Here is a 20,081-nt window from a genome sequence, read left to right as displayed (position 1 = left end):
ATTGTTGATGATTTGAGTATTTAACCAATCAAAACATGGTCCTCTGGATACCCAATTTTTGAGGTGCGCTTTTTCTTAGCTAATGCATAGGCTAAAGTTAAGGGACCAAGCCGTCCAACGAACATAGTGAAGATAACGATAATTTTTCCTACTGGGGATAATTCGCTTGTTAGACCCATGGAAAGTCCAGTTGTGCTAAAGGCTGATGTTGCTTCAAATAAGACCTCTAAAAAGTGTTCTTCTAACATATCTTCAGTAATTGTTAATAACAAAGCAACAAACAACACGCATGCAAGTGAACTAGTGACAACGGCTAAGGCACGCATGACCGTTTCGTTAGCAATCTTGCGCTTAAATGCATGGATTTGTCCACCGCCACGAAATGTATTTAAAGTCGCTAACACAAGGACAACAAAGGTATTGGTTTTAATTCCTCCACCAGTTCCACCGGATGAGGCGCCAATAAACATTAAAATGATGATGAGGAGCTGTGAAGAAGATAGCATACTTCCAATGTCTATTGTATTAAAACCAGCACTTCTTGGTGTGGTACTTTGAAAAAGGGCAGCTGACACTCTTTCTCCCCATGACATATTACCAAACGTTGCCGGATTCCAACTTTCTAATAAAAAAAGTAATGAAAATCCGGATAGGATGAGAATTCCTGATGTTACGAGCACGACCTTTGTGTGTAATGAAAATTTTCGCCAAGACCGTTTTTGAAATAACTCGACGATGACGATATAACCTAAACCACCAAAAATAAAAAGCATGATAATCGTTAAGTTCACAATTGGGTCATTCAAGTATCCACTGAGGCTGTCTGACCATAATGCAAAGCCAGCATTATTAAATGCGGATACGGAGTGGAAAAGTGCGTAATAGATAGCTTGTTGAAATCCCATATCCCCCACCCAACGTAAAGTAAGTATCGTGACCGCAACTAATTCAAAGGCGAAAGCAATTAAAACGATATATAAACAGAGTCTAACTAGTCCGTGTCTTGAATTTGATTGGGTTGTTTGTTGGAGAACGAGTTGTTGTCTTAACCCGATTTTTTTACCTAATAAGATGGCAATTATAACTCCTAATGTCATAAAGCCAAGGCCACCAATTTGAATTAAAATCATAATAACCACTTGGCCAAAAGTCGAAAAAGAAGCTCCAGTATCAATGACGACTAATCCATTTACACAGACAGCGGATGTTGCTGTAAATAGTGCATCAAGCCACGGAATCGCTTCTCCTTTAGAAGAAATGGGTAAACTTAATAAGATAGATCCGACTAAAATAAGTAAGATAAAAATTAAAATAATAAGTTGTGGAGGACTTATACGCTTTTGGTAGTTAGCGTTTCTTTCCATACTTATCCTCCATATTGCGAATATCTTCATTACTTCCGATCATTAATAATATATCTCCTGCTTGGATAGTATCTTCTGCTTTTGGGGAGACGTTAATATCGATATTGTTTTTAATAGCCATAATTGTACAACCGTAATTTGTTGGAATGTTTAACTGGGCAAGAGTCCGTCCATCCATCGCAGAAGGTGCTTTCATTTCAACAAGGTTATAGTAGGGAGATAATTCTATATAGTCAATTAAATTATCAGAGCTTAATTGCTTTCCTAATCGTACCCCCATATCTCTTTCAGGATAAATGATTTGGTCGACTCCAATCTTGGTTAACACTTTCCCATGAACCGCATTTTTGGCTTTAGCTGTAACTTTTGGAATTCCCATTTCTTTTAACAGCAATGTTGTTAATATACTTGCTTGTAGATTTTCGCCAATGGCAACGACTGCATGATTAAAATGTCGCACGTCTAATTCTTGCAATACCGACTCATCTGTACAATCAGCTTGTAGAGCCTGGGTCGCTATATTGGCCATCTCTTCTACCAGGTTTAAATCTTTATCAATCGCAAGTACCTCGTGGCCGTTTTCTATTAAGGTCTTAGTAAGGCTAGAACCAAACCTACCTAGTCCGATCACAATAAATTGTTTCTTCATAATAAAATTCCTTTCAGCGGGTTTGCTATCTTTAATAAGCATTTGAGTAAGAGACTGAGCGTGTTCAGTATTACTAGTTGAATAGAAAAAAATATTTTTTTGTCCGTTCTTATAGTGTAAACAGTAGTAAGGGATATTAACCTATGTAATACACTCATTCCTTTGATTTGTCATTTTATGGGCTTGAGTCAAAAAGTATCATACATCCAGAAAAATTAGTTGTCAATAACATATCTTTTAGGAAAAAAAGGGAAGGTGGTTAGAGGGTCTTTGTATCCACACCAGAAGATGTCAATTAGTGCCATAGGAGCCCTCCACCATTCTTTTATCGAGTGTTTTGGTCAACAACTATTAGGCTGATTTAGGGAGGTACGTTTTAAAATACTTCCCCATTTTCCCACTGGAAACTTGAAAATTTTGCTCAATGCCAATCCACCAGCTAACAACTTTATCTAAAGATTTTTTTACTGTATATTCAAACATTAGCTTCGCATAAGGAAGCTCGTCACGCCAAATTCCTTTTGCTACGTTTTGTAAACACCACTCGAAATTATTCGTATAACAGTTGAAGTCATTTTCAAAAGGTCTTTGTACATGATAGTCAATATCGCTAGGTGGAGGAATTGCTGGTAAAGTATGATCTTTATCCAATAGAGGAAGAGTAAGCTTATCTTTTTTATAGTTTTCTAACAATGTTTCTTTCGTTTGGAGCCGGAGATCGATTCGGTTTCCATCAGTAAAAAGCACCAAAAAACCATAAGAACTTTCAAAATCTTCTTCGTCATTGGAAAAATTATTGTCGGGTTCTTGCATCATAATGAACTCTCCAAATGGCTGTAGCCACTCTCTATTTTGAATAAAGGATGCCGTTTCCGTTACGACATAGACAATATCATAATCTTGAAAAATATCTTTTGGAGCATTTGGATTTGTTCGAGAACCATTCAGGTAGACAGCACGAATTCGCTTAGCTTCCTGTGCTGTTCGAATTATTGAGTCCATTATTTCTTGTTCGGTTCTCATTGTTGTTGGTTATCCTCCTTTTTGCAGTCTAAAATCTTTTTCTAAGCCATTTGTTTTAAAGCAATAGACAACAAACTAGTAAAATCAGCAGGGAAAAAGTGACCAAGCCCTTGCTTCACAATAAATTGGCAATCGATTTGATAAGCTTCAAATAGGGTCATTAATTGTAAGGTGTTTTGGTAAAAAGGATCTTCGTCACCAGTAATGATGTAACCCTTAATATTTGTAGGAAGAGTTGATTTAATCAAGGTTTCAAAATAGTCGATATCTTTGATGGCTGGAATAACAGCAATGAATTTGTTTACCTTTGGAAAAGTTTGTTTGAGTACTAGTTCAATCGCTAATTGACCACCTTGAGATGCTCCGGCAAAAATTTGGTTTGGATGCTTGTATTCATGATCAAACTTTTCATAAAAATAGGTAATGTCATTTAGGGAAGTTACATGGTTATCCCATGAAAAAGAGTTGTAACTAAAGATTTGAGAGGATTGTAGAAAGCCAAAATGGTAGTGTTCCGTTTTTTCATCTAGCCAATAAGGGGCAAAGTCTTGATTGTTTGAACCACGCCAGTGAAGAGTATAGATACCAGTATTAGATTCGGGATTACCATAGGTGTTCCATTTTGCAGTAGATGCTAATTTTTCAGTCTCATAAATATCCTCACATTTAGTTAAAAGCTCTTGGAATTTTTTGTTATGTTGAAGATTATGTAAATCAGGATCATTAATTAGAAGGTTTGGATTCCACCAAATCCCTTTTTCTAGCCCTTGGTGTAAAGTTGAAATCGCTTCGTCTACTTTTTGTTGTAAGGAGTAGGCACAAGCTGTCCAAAAGAGGGTTTTGTCTAATCGTGTTGGAAAAAGAATTTGTACTTTATCGATATAGCGATGAATTTCCTCAAAGTTTTTAGTTGTAAAGAGAGTAAACATTTCTTTCTGTAGCTTGATAAATTCTACATTTGACATGCTATTGCACCTCTTCTCTTTTTTAAGATTATATCATATGGTTATGGGGGGAATTGTTGAAAAAGTTCGAAATTTCATATACGTGACGATGCCTTTGTAGTATATTTTTGGAAACTAACTAATTTTAATGGAGTGGATATAAATGATTCCGTTATTTGAATATAATTGGCAAATAAGAGATGAATGGTTTCGGTGGTGTCAGTCATTATCTGTTGAGCAATTAACGAAAAGAAGAGTGGGTGGAGTTGGGAGTATTTTAGCGACTCTCTTTCATGTCGCTGAAGTTGAGAATAGTTGGTTACGAGCTGTTCAAGGAAAAGAAGATATTATCTACGATGCTGCTGATTATCCTACTCTAGATGCGGTCAAAAGGCTTTCGGATCAATGGAGGGCTGAATTGGTACCGTTTATTTTAAATGAGATGGATAGTCGGTTGAAGGAGAATATCTATATTCCTTGGGAAATACGCTCCTACCAAGTAGCAGATATTATTCATCATATTCTAACACATGAAATTCACCATATAGGACAACTATCAATTTGGGCGAGAGAGTTGAAGATGGATCCAGTGCAAGCTCATTTTTTGGGCCGTAGATTGAACAGTTTGTCATCCTATTAATCTAACTACAAGAAAAAGAACTAGAAGTATTATATCTAGGTTAGGTAAAAAGAGGGATAAGATAGTCTTTGTCGAATGATAATGAAGTAAAGAGAATTTTAAAGGAGATTAGACGTTGCATCCATTTTTGAAAAGCACTGGTTGGTTTATTTTAGCGGTCATCTTAAGTATTGTGCTTTGGGGTATTTTAAGTTTTTTTATTCATTATGAAGTGCTGTTTTTCTTGGGTGAGTTGGGCAGTAGTTTAGCTTTATTTGTAGTTGTTTTTGCCATAATTGGTTTTATACGATTGCCTTTTCACCCGATAAAAAAGTGGTATAACAATTTATATCTATTATTATTTACGGCTATTTTTATCGGTTTGAGTATGCTGTTTATAGGACTTCAAGGGGCATTGAATGACCTATATAAACAGCAATATGGCCGAACAGAGGTAGCCGGACCAGTGGAGAGAATCACATTGGTCCAAGATTATTTTTATATGATAAGTGGTGATTGGCATGATGATGGATATTTAGATCTTCCGAAGATTAATAAAGATCCGTTCACTTATTATTATAATATGGATTTAGCTCGTGCGGAGGAAGCAATTGCTGATTTTGAAGCGATGGTTGACACTCGTAAAGTGGAGTGGGGAAACTATTTTGGTGAAGAGTTTCATTCTCCTGTATCCGTTGTATTTTATGAACACCCATATCAGTTACCATATGAGGATTCGAATGCTTATGGAGTCTATCAACCTTATTCCGAATCTATTCACGTGCCGATAAAAACAAATATTGACGAAGAGTTTTATGAACGGATTTTAGCCCACGAGTATATCCATCATCTCTACTTTTCATTTGATGGTGGAGTTTATGCACCTGATTGGTTAGTAGAAGGGGTAAGCGTTGCTTTAGAGAGGGAAGAAAAAAAGATTGAGTTTGATCCTCGATTTCAAGTGGTTGAGTTTGACGCTTTTAATTATGAGCAAGGGTGGGACGAGCATCTAGCCGTTCCTTATGACATTTATGGACAAAGTGGGGCCATATTAAATACATTGTTTGAAACGATAGGCGATGATTTTTTAGTCCTATTATATGAGGAAATGCCTGAAAGGGAGGTTGATGAAGCCTTTGAGATAGTTGTCGGTCAATCATTAAAAAGCTATGCAGATGAGTTTTTTGAGGCTTATAGTTTTGCGAATGAATGGCTTTTTGCCAATCAAGCGGACTTTACTGCGGAGGAAAAGATCGATAATTTAGAAAAAATCATTAAGACGATACCGAATGCAGTCCAAGCTTACCAGCAATTAGGAGCCATTTATTTAGAGCAAAGCCAACCTGATTTAGCGGTTATTGCATATAAAAAAGCACTAGAGTTAGATCCGAACAATATTCATCGTTATTATTATCTATCTACCGCTTACCTTGTAACGGATTTAGAGCAAGCGATTAATATAATGGCAGAAGGACTCGACTCTATTGGACATAATCAATATCAATCGTACCTTGAGTTAATAAGAAATATCGCCTCTGATTATGATGAGGGGAATCCGTATCAAGCCTACTATCGCTTTATTCAAAGTGGCTATTTTTCGAGTGAAAAAGATATGAAATGGCTCATTCAAGCACTTATTGATCAATATGGTGAGATTTATACAAATGACCGAGAACAATTAGAAATTTTGTTAGAGGAATTAAGTGGGGAGTAAAAAAGGATGTTTGAGACTTTTGATTTATTTCGGCCAGTTTATATTGTGATATCATTCATTGTTATTCTAAACTTTCTTTATTTAGTATTTGGTCAAAAAAAGTGGAAAGGCACTTATGTGATTTTAATAAATTCCGTATTGGCGGTTTTGATCGCTGCGATATTATTGTTTCAAGGAGGAGTCATTGTGGATGAATTTAACCTAGCAGGAGATCCGGTTATTTTTATAATTACAGCAGTGTTAGGTTTAATCGTACTCGTGAAAGTTTTTCTGACATTTAAAATAGAAGAGAGTGAGTAGGGAAAGACTGTAAATGAAAGAGGTAAAGATAATAGTTAACACTAAGAATCGAGTGGCAAAAAACCACTCGATTTTATGTTCCAATACTAGGTTTTATATTTTTGTAAATGATGTAAGAGGCTAGTGTGGCGATAAAGGCTGCTGTAAGAATTAAAATCAAGCTAATCATTGCAATCCCTTCTGGAGCAATAAATGATAGCGATACAATAAGTAATCCAACGATAAATAATAGTTTTCCACCGAATCGATTTGCTTTGAGCCAGACCCGTTCATCCTTTAATGTCCATAAAGAAGTATTGGTTTAAGAACCACCCTAATCCTGAAGTAAAACCATCTTTTATCTATTATATCTTTAGTTATTTTATACCTTATTATTGAAACAGCAGTTCAAAAAGCTATAAACACTTCTGAAATGACAAAAGTTCTTACGGAAATTCGTGACGAATTAAAAGAGAAGAACAAAAATTTATAAAAATAAAGAAATAAGGGAGAGACATGGATTAACACGTCCTCCTAATTTATCATTTAATTAAAAATAGTAGTATTTTTTGTCAGAAAGACGTATAATAATTCGCTATAGGAGTTAGGTGATCCGATCTCTTATACAGTAGGTGTTCGGATTGATTATATAAAAAAGTAAGCGCTTTTTTAACGTGTTAAAAAGCCTACATGGTGGAAAATATTAGAAGGTGAGGCGGGGAGTAGTGGACAAGCATAAATACATGATGGGCCTTGACATAGGTACGACAAGTACAAAAGCCGTTTTATTTCGAGAAACAGGTGAAATTATTGCCCAGGAAAACAATGGTTATGAGTTATATACTCCTAATATAGCGACAGCTGAGCAGGATCCAGAGGATATTTTGCAAGCGGTTATTTTGTCAATTAAGGGAGTAATGAAAAAGTCAAAAATTGCTCCTGCAGATTTATCGTTTATTTCCTTTAGTAGTGCGATGCACGGTGTCATTGCGATCGATGAACAAGATGAACCTTTAACAAAGTGTATAACTTGGGCTGATAATCGAAGTGAGGGCTGGACGAGGAAAATTAAAGAAGAATTAAATGGTCATGAAATTTATCTACGTACAGGGACACCGATTCATCCAATGTCACCTTTAAGTAAAATTACATGGCTAACGAATGACCGTCCAGATATCTCCTTAAAAGCGAAAAAGTATATAGGTATAAAAGAATATGTTTTTTTGAAGCTATTTAATCAATATGTGGTCGATTATTCTATTGCTTCAGCCATGGGTTTATTTAACTTAGAGAAGTTAGATTGGGATGAAGAGGCCCTTGAAGTTGCTGGAATCACAGCCGATCAATTATCGAAATTGGTTCCGACGACAGAGAGCTTAACTGGTTGTGATCAAAAGTTGGCACGTGAGATGGGCATTTTACATACAACACCTTTTATCATTGGGGCGAGTGATGGCGTTTTATCTAATATCGGTGTCAACGCAATTAAAGAAGGAGAAGTGGCGATTACAATTGGAACAAGCGGAGCGATTCGTACCGTCATTCCAAAGCCTAAAACGGATCCAAAAGGTCGAACGTTCTGTTATGCCTTAACCAATGAGCATTGGGTGATTGGGGGTCCAGTCAATAATGGTGGTATGGTTTTACGGTGGATTCGGGATGAGTTTGCGGCGAGTGAAGTGGAAACAGCGAAACGATTAGGAATTGACCCGTATGAGGTGCTGACAAGAATTGCCAGTCGGGTTCGACCAGGTTCAAACGGTTTACTTTTTCATCCATTTTTAGCAGGGGAACGTGCACCACTTTGGAATCCCGATGTACGTGGTTCCTTTTTCGGTTTGACACTCAGTCATAAAAAAGAAGATATGATTCGTGCTGCTCTTGAAGGCGTTATCTTTAATTTATACACGGTCTTTTTAGCTTTAATGGAAGCGATGGATTCAAAGGTGACAAGCATAAAAGCAACAGGAGGATTTGCCCGCTCTGAAATTTGGAGACAGATGATGGCGGATATTTTTGATCAGAAGGTTTTGGTTCCTGAAAGTTATGAGTCATCTTGTTTAGGTGCTTGTATATTAGGCTTATATGGCTTAGGTAAAGTTGATAGCCTTGACGTCGTAGAAAACCTAATTGGTCATTCGTTTGAGCATCAGCCAAAGCGAGAACATGTCGAGGAATATAGAGAATTAATTCCAATCTTTATCAATCTATCTCGCGCATTAGAATCTGAATATACACAAATTGCTCGTTATCAACGAAAGATTGAAGAAGATAAATAATCTTTTACTTGGGGAAGTGAGAAAATGCCTTTATTAATTGTCGCATTAGGTGTTGTGGTTTTGTTAATCTTAATTATGAAGTTTAAGATTAATACGTTTATTTCATTAATTGTTGTCGCGTTTTTTATTGCTTTAGCACTTGGAATGCCTTTAGCTGATATCGTTAAATCGATTGAATCAGGTATGGGTGGAACATTAGGAGGAATTGCCCTTGTATTTGGTTTAGGAGCTATCCTCGGTAAATTAATTGCAGATGCTGGTGGGGCCCAGCGAATTGCGATGACATTAATACATAAATTTGGTGAAAAAAATATCCAATGGGCAGTTGTGGTCGCTTCCTTTATTATTGGTATTGCGTTGTTTTTTGAAGTTGGATTGGTTTTATTAATTCCAATCATATATCAAATTGCGAAACAAGTTAAAATGCCGATTTTATATTTAGGGCTTCCAATGGTAGCAGCCTTATCGGTTACCCATGGCTTTTTACCACCACATCCTGGCCCGACTGTTATATCACAAGAATTTGGAGCAAATGTTGGGATGGTCTTATTGTATGGATTTATTATTGCGATTCCGACGACAATTATTGCAGGTCCACTCTTTACAAAGGTGGCCAAAAAATACATTCCATCAGCCTTTGAAAAAATGGGTGGGGGAAGTATGACTGAAATTGGCGATGCGAAGCAGTTTAAATTAGAAGATACACCTGGATTTGGAATTAGTGCATTTACCGCTTTATTCCCAGTTATTTTAATGGCGGCAGCTACCGTTGTATCCTTGTTAGAAGAAACGATTGCTGGGGCGAGTTGGTTTTTTGATGCAATTGCGATGATTGGTGCTCCAACAACTGTTATGTTATTATCCGTCTTACTTGCGATTTATACGATGGGAGTGGCAAGAAACATCCCAATGAAAGAGGTTATGAAGTCAGCTGAAAATTCCATTAAAACAATTGGAATGATGCTGTTGATTATCGGAGCCGGTGGTGCTTTAAAGCAAGTATTAATTGATGGTGGTGTCGGTGATTATGTCGCAGTTATTTTTGAAGGAAGCACGATTTCTCCTCTTATTTTAGCTTGGCTTATTGCCGCTGTTCTACGAGTTGCTCAAGGGTCGGCAACCGTCGCTGCCTTAACGACGGCGGGTCTCGTTATTCCAATGATGCAAGGATCTGATGTCAACCTTGCTTTAATGGTACTTGCAACAGGTGCAGGTAGTATTATCGCTTCACATGTGAACGATACCGGTTTCTGGATTATTAAAGAATCTTTTGGATTAACGATCAAAGAGACATTTGCGACATGGACAGTACTAGAAACGGTTATTTCGATTAGTGGTTTAGCGTTTGTTTTGCTTTTAAGTTTATTTGTGTAAAATTAATTATTGGAGGAGTAGTTCTTGTGAGCTGCTTCTTTTTTTGTTGGGAAAAACAGGAGAAAGCGTGATTTACAGCGAATAGTAAGGATGTGTTTGTGCAAAATTGGGACATTGTGGATTTTTTGCCGCATTTGGTGTGTGAAAAAGGAGAATGAGCGTTACCCAAACGATTCCCCTTGCAAACAGCAAACAAAAAAAGAGATAGAGCAAAGGAAAGGAGCAATAGGATGAATCAACCATTACCGAAAGTGTTCTGGTTAAGTTATGCGATTGTGTTTATCTTGGAAAATAGTTTAGTGCTGTTTTTTATTTCTTCAATCGTTGAAATACGTCCGGCTACGGTGGTGATTTCGATGGTCGCAATGACTTCTTTTCACCCCGTTTATATAATCGTGACAGCCTTTCTTTTAAAGCTGAAAGGGTATGAAGGGATGACGATATTAAAGGCGGTTATCATCATGATACTACCACTATGGATCGCATGGTTAATGATACTTGTTTAAATGAGAAGGAGGAGTTTGAGCGTATTTATGTCTCGAAATATTGATTGAGATGAACGTTCTTCATTAAAGCTATTAAGCTAGATAAGAGAACAAGCTACTAAAAGATTTAATTAGTAGCCTGTTTTACCATTATAATTGATCTTCTTCACCTATAATGTCATACGGTACTTCGATTTCAAAATCTTCATTAACTCGCTGGAATTCGATTTCCATAACGGCTTCTCTTGTGACCCCGTTTGCTTCTTCAATTAAGGTGAATTCAAGTTTTTGGAGAGCGAATGGCTTTTTCTGAAATTGCATGGTTAGATGCATCTCTTTAATGACATCTTCGTATAAGTCAAACCCTAAAATTTGGGCGAATTTTTCGAAGGCTTCGGCGTTATATTCCGTGTAGTTAAGTAAATAGTAGTCCCTTGTCTCTTCATAGTTCGCATTTATCGGAACCGTGATACTATTAATCGCGTCCACGACAAGATTGTAATCTGTAAGAAAATAGAAATGCATTTGCTCGGTCGTCCAACTCTCTGGATACCAACCATTTCCGAGCCAGTTCACAAAATGCTCATCACCATTAAAGTAAGCAAAGGTTTCATATTGCTCTGTAATATAATCCTCGTGCATCTCAATAAAGCCTTTGCTTTCCTTAAGGTCAATTTGTCCTTGGACGGTCAGTCCCCCGTAATCCTGAACATGTCCATTTGTCTCTGTCACTTGTACTGAAATCGTATTTTCTACCATATAGGTTTCAATTGTTTCGGCTGTTTCATTCATTTCATCCAATAGATTTTCTTTTGTTATGGAATTACATCCAGTTGTAAAGAAAAGCATGGTTGAAATAGTAATCGCTGTTTTGAACCATATATTCCTCAAGTAAATTCCTCCCTTAAAATAGGTGAAAGCCATTTGTAATGTAGCCTCATAAATTAACAAGCACGTTAAAGCATATTAAAAAAGAGAGAAAACGTGCTTGGACATAGGCTCTGTTTTCATAAAGTAGGAAAAGGTACTTAAGACTTTTTAATAAGAAGGACCAGAATTAAATGAGGCTTGGCATCAAGAGGTCGTCATTTATCACCGTAAACTTAGTACATATATTAATACGTTGATCGAAACAGGGTTTACGATTGATAAGGTAATTGATGATGTAGCTTTACCAAATGAACATACGCTGACACAACCTAATAAGTGGTATTCGATGGAAAAAGCACAGTTCATTCCCGCAACATTTATTATAAAAGCATCCAAAAAGTAGCTTTTTTTAGATATTATGAACGAGCATTCTGTAAGGTAGTGGTACCTCACGGGGTGTCTTGTTTTTTGTGAATGAATGAAAAAATGCAACCTTTCTAACATTGATTACGTAAATCAAAAGAGAAGTTTAAAAAGGGAAGGGGAATGGTTATGAGGTTAAGAAAATCATATGATGACAGAGTTATACTTGGCGTGTGTGGGGGAATTGCAGAATATTATAATGTATCATCTTTTCTCGTCAGAATTTTATTTATTGTACTTCCTATTTCACTTGTTGCTTATGTAATTATGGGTTTACTTTTACCGGATTAATAAAATAACCAATTCATCAAAAAGTGTTTCAGAAGAGACGAACTTGAAAGAGTCATATAGAAATAACGATAGACTATTTACACAAAATAAGATCCATTGTTATAATGAATATTCTTCCAATTCGGATAATGAAGGAGCCGATATGATAGCGATTAATGAACCCCTCTATCCTCATATACAACCACTAGATTGGGAAAACGAACTTTTTTCTTCAAGGTATGTCAGGCGTTTAAAGCATTTAGCTCACTATGGGGGAGGAGCTCTCGTTTCTTCCGTAACTCATTCACGTTTTGAGCATACAGTCGGGGTTTGGAAACTTGTTCTTCATTTCTTTCCTAATGATTTAGCACTGCGAGCAGCGGCGATTCTTCATGATATCGGACATTTACCTTTTTCACACGCCGTCGAACGAACTCTTAAGTTTAATCACCATCAACTAACGAATCAGTACATACAAAGCAACGAAATTGCCGAGATCTTAAACAAAATAAACCTTCAACCAGACGATATGATTCAACTACTTGATTCACAATCTCCATTAATGGGAAGTGAGAAAGTACTTGGGCTTGACCATTTAGATAGCTTTTTACGCGATAATTATATGAACGGTACTCTTCATCAATCTGTCTTTTCCCTTTTAGAAAAAATAAGCTGTTCAAATGAAGGAATCAGTACCGATGACGCAACAGTTAGTTATTTACTTGAACTGATTTACAAAGATCATCAACTGATGTTATCGCCACTGCTGTTAGCTGTCGACCGTTTATTAGCAGAAGCGGTTAAGCTCCATTGGCCTGAACCAGAAGTCGATTTTCCTTTTTATATTGATTCTGAGGTGACTGCAAAGCTTCTCGAATCGCCCAATCCAAAGGTAAAAAAAATTATCGATACGTTATTATTTGAACCGAACAAAATCAATATCTCTGAGACTGTTACAGGTGAAGGTATTTTGATTCAGTCCGGGAAAATTTACGGAAGATTGCCTTTAAAAAATGGACAATCGATTGAGCATACAAAAGAAGGGAGGGGGCATAAAGAGGGGTTAGCCTCTTTCCTTAAGACTTATGAGGTGAATATTTAAGATGAACATACAGGAAAGGAGGACATGATGTAGCCTATGTCATGGTGAGCTAACAAGGGAATTATCTAGTTAACTATTTTAGGCTATGTTTATGGGGACTGAAAATGAATCAAAAACTCAATACAGAAGAAGCTCTTAGGCTACTTAAAAAAACGTATAAACCAGGAGTTACTCTTCCAATTCTTATGACCTTTATTGGCATTGGTGTGTATGGTGGATTATGGATGGATATAATCGATGGCTATTATAATAGAATAGGTCTATTTTCTGCTATTATCGCCCCACTTATGATTGTCATTGGGGGTATTTGGACTGCGTTTATTTTTAGAATGTTTCAGTATAAAAAAGAATTGAGAGATTACAAGAAAGATCCAGCCAGTTATGAATGGTAAGCCGTACATAGTAATGAACAGATGAAGGGAGAAGAGCATGAATCACGTCTCTTTAGCAATTAATGGATTCGAATTTCAATTAAAGGAAGATCATGATTTTAGCTGGATTACAAATTATGGAGAAGTATTTAACGTATTTGAACAGCAGGATTCTGGAAATATTTGTTTTGGTGTAAAAAAAGCAGGGAAGAAATGTTTTATCAAATATGCAGGGGCAAACACACTGAGGTTTTCTGGTGATATGGGGGAAGCGATTCGGAAGTTAAAAGAATCCGTTCCTATTTATGAAACGTTAAAACATCCATTGTTAGTTCAATTAATTGATTATGGTGAAATCGGTCAAGGGTATATTCTTATATTTGAATGGTTTGAAGGTGAGGGTTTGTATCCTCAAGGTGAATTTTCTAAAACAGAAAAGTATACCAATCCGCAATCTCCTTTTTATCGGTTCAAACAACTCGCCGTATTTGAAAGAATTAAGGTGATGAGTCAAATCATTCAGTTTCATGTTCGTGTTGAGGAAAAGGGTTATGTTGCGATTGATTTTTATGATGGCAGCCTTATGTATGATTTTCAGCAAAAGCAGCTGAAAATTTGTGACATCGATTATTACCAGCAAAAACCTTTTATTAATCATCTTGGTCGCTTATGGGGTTCTTCAAGATTTATGTCTCCAGAGGAGTTTCAATTAGGGAGTGAAATTGATGGCAGAACGAATGTATTTAATATCGGCGCAATGGCTTTTTGTTTATTAGGCGGAGAACTGGATCGTTCATTTGCTAAGTGGGAAGCGAGTGAGCCTTTATTTGAAGTGATGAAAAAAGCAGTGGAGAAAGACCGCCAAAATCGTTTCGAATCACTCAGACAGCTAGCGGGTAAGTGGGAGGCAGCGTTGGACCATGATTAAATTAATCGATATTAAAGATAAACTTCAGGCGGAAGCTGCTTTGAAGTTACAAAAGGCGGCTTATCAGGTTGAAGCTGAGCTCACTAATTTTGAGCAAATACCTCCGCTCCAAGAAACGCTTGATCAATTGCAGCAATCAAAGGAAACCTATTATGGTTATTTTCAAGGTGACGAGCTTTGTGGATTTATTACATGCAAATGGACAAGGGGAGTGCTCGACATTCACAAGCTCGTTACACATCCAAGACATTTTAAAAAAGGCATTGCCCAAGCACTTCTTGTTTATGTTGAGAAAAAAATGGACGGACTTGAGATCATCACCGTTTCAACAGGAACAAGGAATGAGCCTGCTATACGTTTTTACAAGAAAAATGGATTTGAGGAAATCAGCAAGCAAGTCATAACTGAGCAATTTTCAATGACTCATTTTAGCAAAAAGGTACTCTGAGGAGGAACATATGACTCAAATTAGACAAGCAGTCGGAGCGATAGTCTATCACGGTGAACAGTTTTTACTCGTTCATAAAACCAAAATCAATACGCAAAACGGGAAAGAAGCGATTGTAGGTGAATGGGATTTTGTGAAAGGAAAGGTAGAGAAAGAGGATGGAAATCTAGAAGAGGCGATTTTACGTGAATTAAAAGAAGAAACCGGTTCTGAATGTTATAAAATCATGAAGTCATTTGATGAAAAAATTGAGTTTGTCTTTCCAAGTGAGATTCAGAGAAAAATAGACTTTCAAAAACAAGTAACAACGATGTTTTTAGTTGAGTTTAAAGGTGAAGAAGAAGCACTCGTACCCATTGATAGTGAAATTAGTTCTGTTCGTTTGGTCGATAAAAGTGAAGTAGTAGCCTTGTTAACGCATGAGGAAACCAAAAGATATTTTGAAAAGCATTTTGTTGGAGTGGTGTGAATGTTAGACCGGATTGATACGATTTGTGTGACGGTAAGTGACTTAGACAACTCGCTAAACTGGTATGCAGATAAACTGAAGCTTAACGTCATTAATCGCGAGGACGATTATGCGATTTTAAAGGTGGGTAACTCGCATGTTCCCTTTACAATCGAGGTTGGAGAAGTTAAAGCGAATGCTTCAGTCTATCCAATCTTTTTTTCTAGTGACTTAGAAAAAGTACATCGTCAATTAAGGAAACAAGATGTTATCGTTACTGATATTGTTCAAGTGGGGGCGAATACTTTTTTTGACTTGTTTGATTTAGATGGAAATAGGCTTCAAGTCTGTTTTTGTTAAGGTTTATTCATCTTCCTCGTCTGCAACGGATTTGTTGCTCTTAATGACAAAAACAGTAATGATGGTGACGATAATAAAAGCGGGAATCGCATATACTTGACCAACAATTAATTTCCAAAAGAAAGTGTTATATCCTTCTGGTGCTGGAAGTAAAACGGCAAAAATACAGACGACTACATACATAAATAAGGCTGGAAGTAAATTTCTCAAGAAAAAGCCCCCTCTCACATATTTTTGTAAACGGTTCATTAGCACTTGTGCCTTCCGTTACGTCACATGATAATCTAAAAGAAATGGTGGTCATCAATCTAGCTATGGCTGTTGAGAAACTCAAGAAATATATGAGCAACAGACTAAGCTATTGAACGAAGGAGTGATTTGGAATGAGTATGAGAAATCCAACTTATACGATTAGCGAATTTGGACGTAAAACAGGGATCACAGTAAGGACACTACGATTTTATGAGGAAATTGCCTTACTTATACCTACTGAGCAAAATCAAACAGGGCATCGTCTGTATGGACTTGTTGAACTGGCGAAACTGCAGCAAATCCAAGCCTTGAAGTTTATCGGGTACTCGCTTCAAGAAATTAAAGAGTTGCTAGGAAAAGATGAGGATGCTTTAGCCAAACTTGAAAATTCTCTTCCGATGCAGCATCAGCTCTTAACGGAAAAGCGAGATGAATTAAATCAAGCTATTGAAGCGGTAGAGCATGTACAAACTTTAATTAAAGAAGGAAAGCCCGTGACATGGACCGTTTTGAGTGCCTTGTTATATCAAATGGAACATGAACAAGAGCAAAAAGAGTGGATGAAGGAGAATCTGCCTAGAGAGTTAGTTGAACAGTTGTTTAATTTACCAAAAGAACAACAAAAAGCAGTCGATATGGAAATGCTTGATGTGTTAGCAACTATAAAAGAACTAATGAAAAAAGGTATAGCTCCAAATACTAATGAAGCATTTCAAGTGGTCATACGAATGACTGATATCATGACAAGAAACATTGAGGATAAAGAAGCACTGCTTGAGCAATTTGAAAAATTCGAAGCAGAATTTGATATATCTGAGGCTAATTTTCAAATACCGAATTTTTTTACGAAAGAGGAAGAAGTTTGGTTAGATGCGGTAGGTAAAGCGATGGAGGAACAGTTTAAACAATCAAAATTTGAGTAATTTACTTTTTATAGAGTGATAGATCGGATAGAATAGAAGGAATAGGTCTCATGTAGGAGATCTTATCTCTTTTCTTTTGGTGAGGTGGATAGGTACATTATAATAAGGTAGTGAATAAAAGTTACAAAAAGGGGAGCATTATTGTTGAGATTCATAGTTTTATGAAGAGAAAGGAGTGAGCCGAAATGAAAAAAATATATCTCGTGCGTCATTGCTCAGCTATTGGTCAAGAGCCTGAAGCTGAATTAACGGAAGCAGGTGTTGAACAAGCGAAGAAGTTAGTTAATTTTTTCTCTGATAAAAATATTGATCGAGTGGTTTCAAGTCCATTCAAGCGGGCGTTACAAACGATTGAACCTTTTTGTGAACAAGAGGGGAAAGTGATTCACGTCGAAAATGATTTAAGAGAACGGGTGTTAAGTACGCAGTATATGCCCGATTGGTTTGAAAGATTAAGAGATACATATGTTGATAGGGATTTGAAATTTGCAGGCGGAGAATCCAATAACGAAGCGGGGATAAGAGTAATGGCTGTTCTCGAACGTCTTATGAAGGACGAGGCTACTCATCATGCTGTTGTTGTTACACATGGAGGTGCTCTGTCATTAATTTTGAATCACTTTGACAAAAATTTTGGTTTTGCGCAATGGCAAAAGCTTAGTAATCCTGATGTTTTTGTATTAGAAATGCAGAAAGAAAGTTCTACTATAAAAAGAGTCTGGTCTTAATAAAAACTTTTATTGATCGAGAGGGTTTTAATTAAATAATTGTAGTATCAATTTGGGGTTTGAATTCAATCAACATCATATAAGGAGGAAGAGTGGTTGTTTAAAAGCAAGAACATTTTATTCATATTATTTGTCTTATTAATAGCTTCAGCAGGAGCCTTTTTTTACATGGCAAATCGCCCCCCATTAATTGCTACACCTAGTCTCCCTATCCATTTGGATGGAAAGCAGGTTCAAATCGTATCCGTAGGTAATCAAAGTAGAATCGGGAATATTCGGTTTGTAGAAGTATTAATTAATGATAATGAAATTCCTTTAGGAGTTAAAATCCAACAGAGTAATGTTAAGAGAGGTTTTTTGACAAACGATGTTTTAGTAGATAGCGATGAAGGTCACGTGTTTATTCCGGTTGCAGAGGCTAAGATTCCTCGTAATACGAATCCGAAAAAGCAACTCGAGGAGATGTATTCGGGACAAGTAGAAGAAAGTGAAGTAGATACATACGCAATACATATTGTACATAATGATAACATAAGAGAAGTAGTGATTAAATATCGACATTTTGCTTCTGAACTAGAAAAAAGAATTCGATTTTTTTAATAATGGAAAAGGAATGTCACTCGCTCCAATGAGCATTTTTTAGTGAAAAAGATTTACATAGCAAAAGGAGATTTTTGGGACATGGAATACTTACAAGTTTTTAACGATAAACGAGAGCCGGTGGGAATCAAGTCACGGGATGAAGTGCATCGTTTTGGTTATTGGCATGAAACCTTTCATTGTTGGTTTGTTGGTGAAGAAGCGGACAAATCGGTCATTTATTTTCAATTAAGAAGTAAGCTCAAACAAGATTACCCGGAGCTATTTGATATTACGGCCGCCGGTCATTTGCTGGCAGGAGAAACAATTAATGATGGAATTCGAGAAGTTCATGAAGAGCTTGGCATAGAAGTCCAAATGGAAGACCTCATTCCACTTGGGATTCTTGATTATTGTGCAACAAAGGAAAATTTTATTGATAAAGAAATGGCCCACGTTTTTCTCTATACGTTTGCTGGCTCATGGAGTGATTTTGATTTGCAGGAAGAAGAAGTGTCCGGTGTTTACCGAGCATATCTAGATGATTTTGAAAATCTTTGTTTAAAAAATAACAACTCTCTAAAAGTAGAAGGTTTTGAAAGAACAGCTGAAGGTAAGATGGAAAGGTTCGACCAGGAAGTGAGCCTTGAACAGTTTGTTCCACATGATCAAGGCTTTTATCAAAAGCTCCTTCAACTCATTCGTCAACATATTTAAAGAGAAATATTTAATGTAAAGGTTGCACCGAACTAAAAACGGTATTTCGAGACAAAGGATAAAAAATCCCTTTGCTGTTGGTGTTCATATTTCATCACAGCAAAGGTTTTTGCTGTTGGTAAAGGAAAGGAATAGGTTTCGACTTCAAGCAAACGACCTTCCATAAGCTCACGGCGAACAGTAGATTCAGGTAAATAAGAAACGCCTAAACCTTCCACAATAAATCGTTTGGCAATATGAATTTGTGAAACCTTCATTGTTTTGGTAGATGGGTAAAAGACTTTTATGTGATTCATAAGTTCATTCCAATAGCCGGGGTGATGATGGGTGAGGAGATAGTTATTTAATAAAAGTTCCTCTTCATCTAGTGGAAGAGCTGACTCAAAATCTTGCCCATCATGTGGTGCGACAAAAATAACTTTATCCTCATAAAGCAATTGATTGATTATTTGTGGGTGATAGCTTTCTAAACAAGAAAATCCAATATCAACCATTTCTTCTAGCACTGCTTTTTCAATTTCGACCGATTCAATAATTTTTACTGAAATTTCGACCTCTGGATAATGTTTTACATATTGTTTTAAAACGTAAGGAAGAATGGTATCAGCAATTAATGGTGAAATGGCGATGGTTAGCTTACGCGAGTAGCCTTGATTATATGATTGTAGGTCAGAGATACCCTCCTTATAAATAGTAAGGAGCTGTTTGGCATGGAGATAATATCTTCTTCCAGCTTCGGTGAGCTTTATCTTCTTTCCATTTCGTTCAAATAAGAGCGTCCCTAATTCTTTTTCCATTTGTTTAATATGGACCGTTACAGATGGTTGGGAAATAAAAAGTTGTTCGGCTGTTTTTCTGAAATTAAGGTTTTCTGCTGCAGTAATAAAGGTTTGTAGCCAAGTTAGCTCCATCTCATTCACCCTATGATTAAT

Annotated in this window: 24 protein-coding genes and 1 pseudogene; 17 read left to right on the top strand and 8 right to left on the bottom strand. The window is 36.6% G+C overall.

The window, feature by feature from the left end:
- Positions 1-20 precede the first annotated feature (20 nt).
- From AA0017_RS10860 to AA0017_RS10845, 4 genes are all read right to left on the bottom strand, one after another.
- Positions 21-1,364 carry a TrkH family potassium uptake protein gene (locus AA0017_RS10860; RefSeq protein WP_413381843.1) on the bottom strand — a complete coding sequence of 448 codons (1,344 nt, stop codon included), beginning with the start codon at positions 1,362-1,364 and terminating at the stop codon, positions 21-23.
- Positions 1,348-2,013, bottom strand: a complete 666-nt coding sequence (locus AA0017_RS10855) for a potassium channel family protein (protein WP_413381840.1) — start codon at positions 2,011-2,013, stop codon at positions 1,348-1,350. The genes AA0017_RS10860 and AA0017_RS10855 overlap by 17 nt, the downstream gene beginning before the upstream one ends.
- A 351-nt stretch (positions 2,014-2,364) precedes the next feature.
- The gene (locus AA0017_RS10850; protein WP_413381837.1) at positions 2,365-3,036 is read right to left on the bottom strand and encodes an aminoglycoside 6-adenylyltransferase; all 672 of its coding nucleotides are present in this window, start codon (positions 3,034-3,036) and stop codon (positions 2,365-2,367) included.
- 41 nt (positions 3,037-3,077) lie between these two features.
- A complete protein-coding gene (locus AA0017_RS10845) occupies positions 3,078-4,001 on the bottom strand; it encodes a TPR end-of-group domain-containing protein (RefSeq protein WP_413381834.1) in 924 nt (307 codons plus the stop codon).
- Between the two features lie 142 nt (positions 4,002-4,143).
- Here AA0017_RS10845 and AA0017_RS10840 point away from each other — a divergent pair, with 142 nt between their 5' ends.
- The 3 genes from AA0017_RS10840 (at position 4,144) to AA0017_RS10830 (ending at position 6,613) form a co-directional block, all read left to right on the top strand.
- Entirely contained in the window at positions 4,144-4,620 is a 477-nt protein-coding gene (locus tag AA0017_RS10840) for a DinB family protein (RefSeq protein ID WP_413381831.1), read from the top strand.
- Positions 4,621-4,735: 115 nt separating this feature from the next.
- Positions 4,736-6,313, top strand: a complete 1,578-nt coding sequence (locus AA0017_RS10835; RefSeq protein ID WP_413381828.1) for a tetratricopeptide repeat protein — start codon at positions 4,736-4,738, stop codon at positions 6,311-6,313.
- Positions 6,314-6,319: 6 nt separating this feature from the next.
- Positions 6,320-6,613: a hypothetical protein gene (locus AA0017_RS10830; RefSeq protein WP_413381825.1), complete on the top strand. Its 294-nt coding sequence runs from the start codon at positions 6,320-6,322 to the stop codon at positions 6,611-6,613.
- 73 nt (positions 6,614-6,686) lie between these two features.
- Here the strand turns inward: AA0017_RS10830 and AA0017_RS10825 are convergent.
- Positions 6,687-6,887, bottom strand: a pseudogene (locus AA0017_RS10825) (SdpI family protein); the annotation flags it as partial.
- A 448-nt stretch (positions 6,888-7,335) separates the two neighbouring features.
- Between AA0017_RS10825 and gntK the strand changes: the two are divergent.
- From gntK to AA0017_RS10810, 3 genes are all read left to right on the top strand, one after another.
- Positions 7,336-8,871, top strand: coding sequence for a gluconokinase (gene gntK, locus AA0017_RS10820; protein WP_413382555.1), 1,536 nt, complete (start codon positions 7,336-7,338; stop codon positions 8,869-8,871).
- Positions 8,872-8,895: 24 nt separating this feature from the next.
- A complete protein-coding gene (locus AA0017_RS10815) occupies positions 8,896-10,245 on the top strand; it encodes a gluconate:H+ symporter (protein WP_413381822.1) in 1,350 nt (449 codons plus the stop codon).
- A gap of 230 nt (positions 10,246-10,475) precedes the next feature.
- A complete protein-coding gene (locus tag AA0017_RS10810; RefSeq protein ID WP_413381819.1) occupies positions 10,476-10,751 on the top strand; it encodes a hypothetical protein in 276 nt (91 codons plus the stop codon).
- Between the two features lie 129 nt (positions 10,752-10,880).
- Here AA0017_RS10810 and AA0017_RS10805 read toward each other — a convergent pair whose 3' ends face one another.
- A complete protein-coding gene (locus tag AA0017_RS10805; protein ID WP_413381816.1) occupies positions 10,881-11,621 on the bottom strand; it encodes a hypothetical protein in 741 nt (246 codons plus the stop codon).
- Between the two features lie 525 nt (positions 11,622-12,146).
- Here AA0017_RS10805 and AA0017_RS10800 point away from each other — a divergent pair.
- From AA0017_RS10800 to AA0017_RS10770, 7 genes are all read left to right on the top strand, one after another.
- Complete coding sequence (locus AA0017_RS10800) at positions 12,147-12,314, top strand: PspC domain-containing protein (RefSeq protein ID WP_413381813.1); 168 nt, start codon at positions 12,147-12,149, stop codon at positions 12,312-12,314.
- 43 nt (positions 12,315-12,357) lie between these two features.
- Entirely contained in the window at positions 12,358-13,395 is a 1,038-nt protein-coding gene (locus tag AA0017_RS10795; protein ID WP_413381810.1) for an HD domain-containing protein, read from the top strand.
- Between the two features lie 104 nt (positions 13,396-13,499).
- Entirely contained in the window at positions 13,500-13,787 is a 288-nt protein-coding gene (locus AA0017_RS10790) for a hypothetical protein (protein ID WP_413381807.1), read from the top strand.
- 37 nt (positions 13,788-13,824) lie between these two features.
- Positions 13,825-14,694 (top strand): serine/threonine protein kinase, encoded by an 870-nt coding sequence (locus AA0017_RS10785; protein WP_413381804.1) that lies wholly within the window; start codon positions 13,825-13,827, stop codon positions 14,692-14,694.
- On the top strand, positions 14,687-15,142 hold the full coding sequence (locus AA0017_RS10780; protein WP_413381802.1) for a GNAT family N-acetyltransferase: 456 nt from the start codon (positions 14,687-14,689) through the stop codon (positions 15,140-15,142). The genes AA0017_RS10785 and AA0017_RS10780 overlap by 8 nt, the downstream gene beginning before the upstream one ends.
- Before the next feature lie 10 nt (positions 15,143-15,152).
- A complete protein-coding gene (locus AA0017_RS10775; protein ID WP_413381799.1) occupies positions 15,153-15,611 on the top strand; it encodes an NUDIX domain-containing protein in 459 nt (152 codons plus the stop codon).
- Positions 15,612-15,950 carry a VOC family protein gene (locus AA0017_RS10770; RefSeq protein ID WP_413381796.1) on the top strand — a complete coding sequence of 113 codons (339 nt, stop codon included), beginning with the start codon at positions 15,612-15,614 and terminating at the stop codon, positions 15,948-15,950.
- A 3-nt stretch (positions 15,951-15,953) separates the two neighbouring features.
- Here AA0017_RS10770 and AA0017_RS10765 read toward each other — a convergent pair whose 3' ends face one another.
- A complete protein-coding gene (locus tag AA0017_RS10765; protein ID WP_413381793.1) occupies positions 15,954-16,160 on the bottom strand; it encodes a DUF4017 family protein in 207 nt (68 codons plus the stop codon).
- A 173-nt stretch (positions 16,161-16,333) separates the two neighbouring features.
- Between AA0017_RS10765 and AA0017_RS10760 the strand changes: the two genes are divergently transcribed.
- From AA0017_RS10760 to AA0017_RS10745, 4 genes are all read left to right on the top strand, one after another.
- Positions 16,334-17,125: a MerR family transcriptional regulator gene (locus AA0017_RS10760; RefSeq protein ID WP_413381790.1), complete on the top strand. Its 792-nt coding sequence runs from the start codon at positions 16,334-16,336 to the stop codon at positions 17,123-17,125.
- Positions 17,126-17,310: 185 nt separating this feature from the next.
- Positions 17,311-17,853 carry a histidine phosphatase family protein gene (locus tag AA0017_RS10755; RefSeq protein ID WP_413381787.1) on the top strand — a complete coding sequence of 181 codons (543 nt, stop codon included), beginning with the start codon at positions 17,311-17,313 and terminating at the stop codon, positions 17,851-17,853.
- Positions 17,854-17,949: 96 nt separating this feature from the next.
- Complete coding sequence (locus AA0017_RS10750; protein ID WP_413381784.1) at positions 17,950-18,453, top strand: hypothetical protein; 504 nt, start codon at positions 17,950-17,952, stop codon at positions 18,451-18,453.
- A gap of 81 nt (positions 18,454-18,534) precedes the next feature.
- Complete coding sequence (locus AA0017_RS10745; RefSeq protein WP_413381781.1) at positions 18,535-19,149, top strand: NUDIX hydrolase; 615 nt, start codon at positions 18,535-18,537, stop codon at positions 19,147-19,149.
- 32 nt (positions 19,150-19,181) lie between these two features.
- Here AA0017_RS10745 and AA0017_RS10740 read toward each other — a convergent pair whose 3' ends face one another.
- Entirely contained in the window at positions 19,182-20,060 is an 879-nt protein-coding gene (locus tag AA0017_RS10740; protein WP_413381778.1) for a LysR family transcriptional regulator, read from the bottom strand.
- Positions 20,061-20,081: the final 21 nt, after the last annotated feature.

It is taken from the genome of Alkalihalobacillus phoenicis (genome assembly GCF_047302405.1).
Taxonomy (GTDB): Bacteria; Bacillota; Bacilli; order Bacillales; family Bacillaceae_D; genus Alkalihalobacillus.
Note: the sequence above shows the minus strand (reverse complement) of the source record. Positions and strands in the feature narration are given on the sequence as shown.

Coding starts and splice junctions, on each gene's coding strand:
- AA0017_RS10860 (WP_413381843.1), bottom strand. CDS start 1,364: ATGGAAAGAAACGCTAACTACCAAAAGCGTATAAGTCCTCCACAACTT.
- AA0017_RS10855 (WP_413381840.1), bottom strand. CDS start 2,013: ATGAAGAAACAATTTATTGTGATCGGACTAGGTAGGTTTGGTTCTAGC.
- AA0017_RS10850 (WP_413381837.1), bottom strand. CDS start 3,036: ATGAGAACCGAACAAGAAATAATGGACTCAATAATTCGAACAGCACAG.
- AA0017_RS10845 (WP_413381834.1), bottom strand. CDS start 4,001: ATGTCAAATGTAGAATTTATCAAGCTACAGAAAGAAATGTTTACTCTC.
- AA0017_RS10840 (WP_413381831.1), top strand. CDS start 4,144: ATGATTCCGTTATTTGAATATAATTGGCAAATAAGAGATGAATGGTTT.
- AA0017_RS10830 (WP_413381825.1), top strand. CDS start 6,320: ATGTTTGAGACTTTTGATTTATTTCGGCCAGTTTATATTGTGATATCA.
- gntK (WP_413382555.1), top strand. CDS start 7,336: ATGATGGGCCTTGACATAGGTACGACAAGTACAAAAGCCGTTTTATTT.
- AA0017_RS10815 (WP_413381822.1), top strand. CDS start 8,896: ATGCCTTTATTAATTGTCGCATTAGGTGTTGTGGTTTTGTTAATCTTA.
- AA0017_RS10810 (WP_413381819.1), top strand. CDS start 10,476: ATGAATCAACCATTACCGAAAGTGTTCTGGTTAAGTTATGCGATTGTG.
- AA0017_RS10800 (WP_413381813.1), top strand. CDS start 12,147: ATGGTTATGAGGTTAAGAAAATCATATGATGACAGAGTTATACTTGGC.
- AA0017_RS10790 (WP_413381807.1), top strand. CDS start 13,500: ATGAATCAAAAACTCAATACAGAAGAAGCTCTTAGGCTACTTAAAAAA.
- AA0017_RS10785 (WP_413381804.1), top strand. CDS start 13,825: ATGAATCACGTCTCTTTAGCAATTAATGGATTCGAATTTCAATTAAAG.
- AA0017_RS10780 (WP_413381802.1), top strand. CDS start 14,687: ATGATTAAATTAATCGATATTAAAGATAAACTTCAGGCGGAAGCTGCT.
- AA0017_RS10775 (WP_413381799.1), top strand. CDS start 15,153: ATGACTCAAATTAGACAAGCAGTCGGAGCGATAGTCTATCACGGTGAA.
- AA0017_RS10770 (WP_413381796.1), top strand. CDS start 15,612: ATGTTAGACCGGATTGATACGATTTGTGTGACGGTAAGTGACTTAGAC.
- AA0017_RS10760 (WP_413381790.1), top strand. CDS start 16,334: ATGAGTATGAGAAATCCAACTTATACGATTAGCGAATTTGGACGTAAA.
- AA0017_RS10755 (WP_413381787.1), top strand. CDS start 17,311: ATGAAAAAAATATATCTCGTGCGTCATTGCTCAGCTATTGGTCAAGAG.
- AA0017_RS10745 (WP_413381781.1), top strand. CDS start 18,535: ATGGAATACTTACAAGTTTTTAACGATAAACGAGAGCCGGTGGGAATC.
- AA0017_RS10740 (WP_413381778.1), bottom strand. CDS start 20,060: ATGGAGCTAACTTGGCTACAAACCTTTATTACTGCAGCAGAAAACCTT.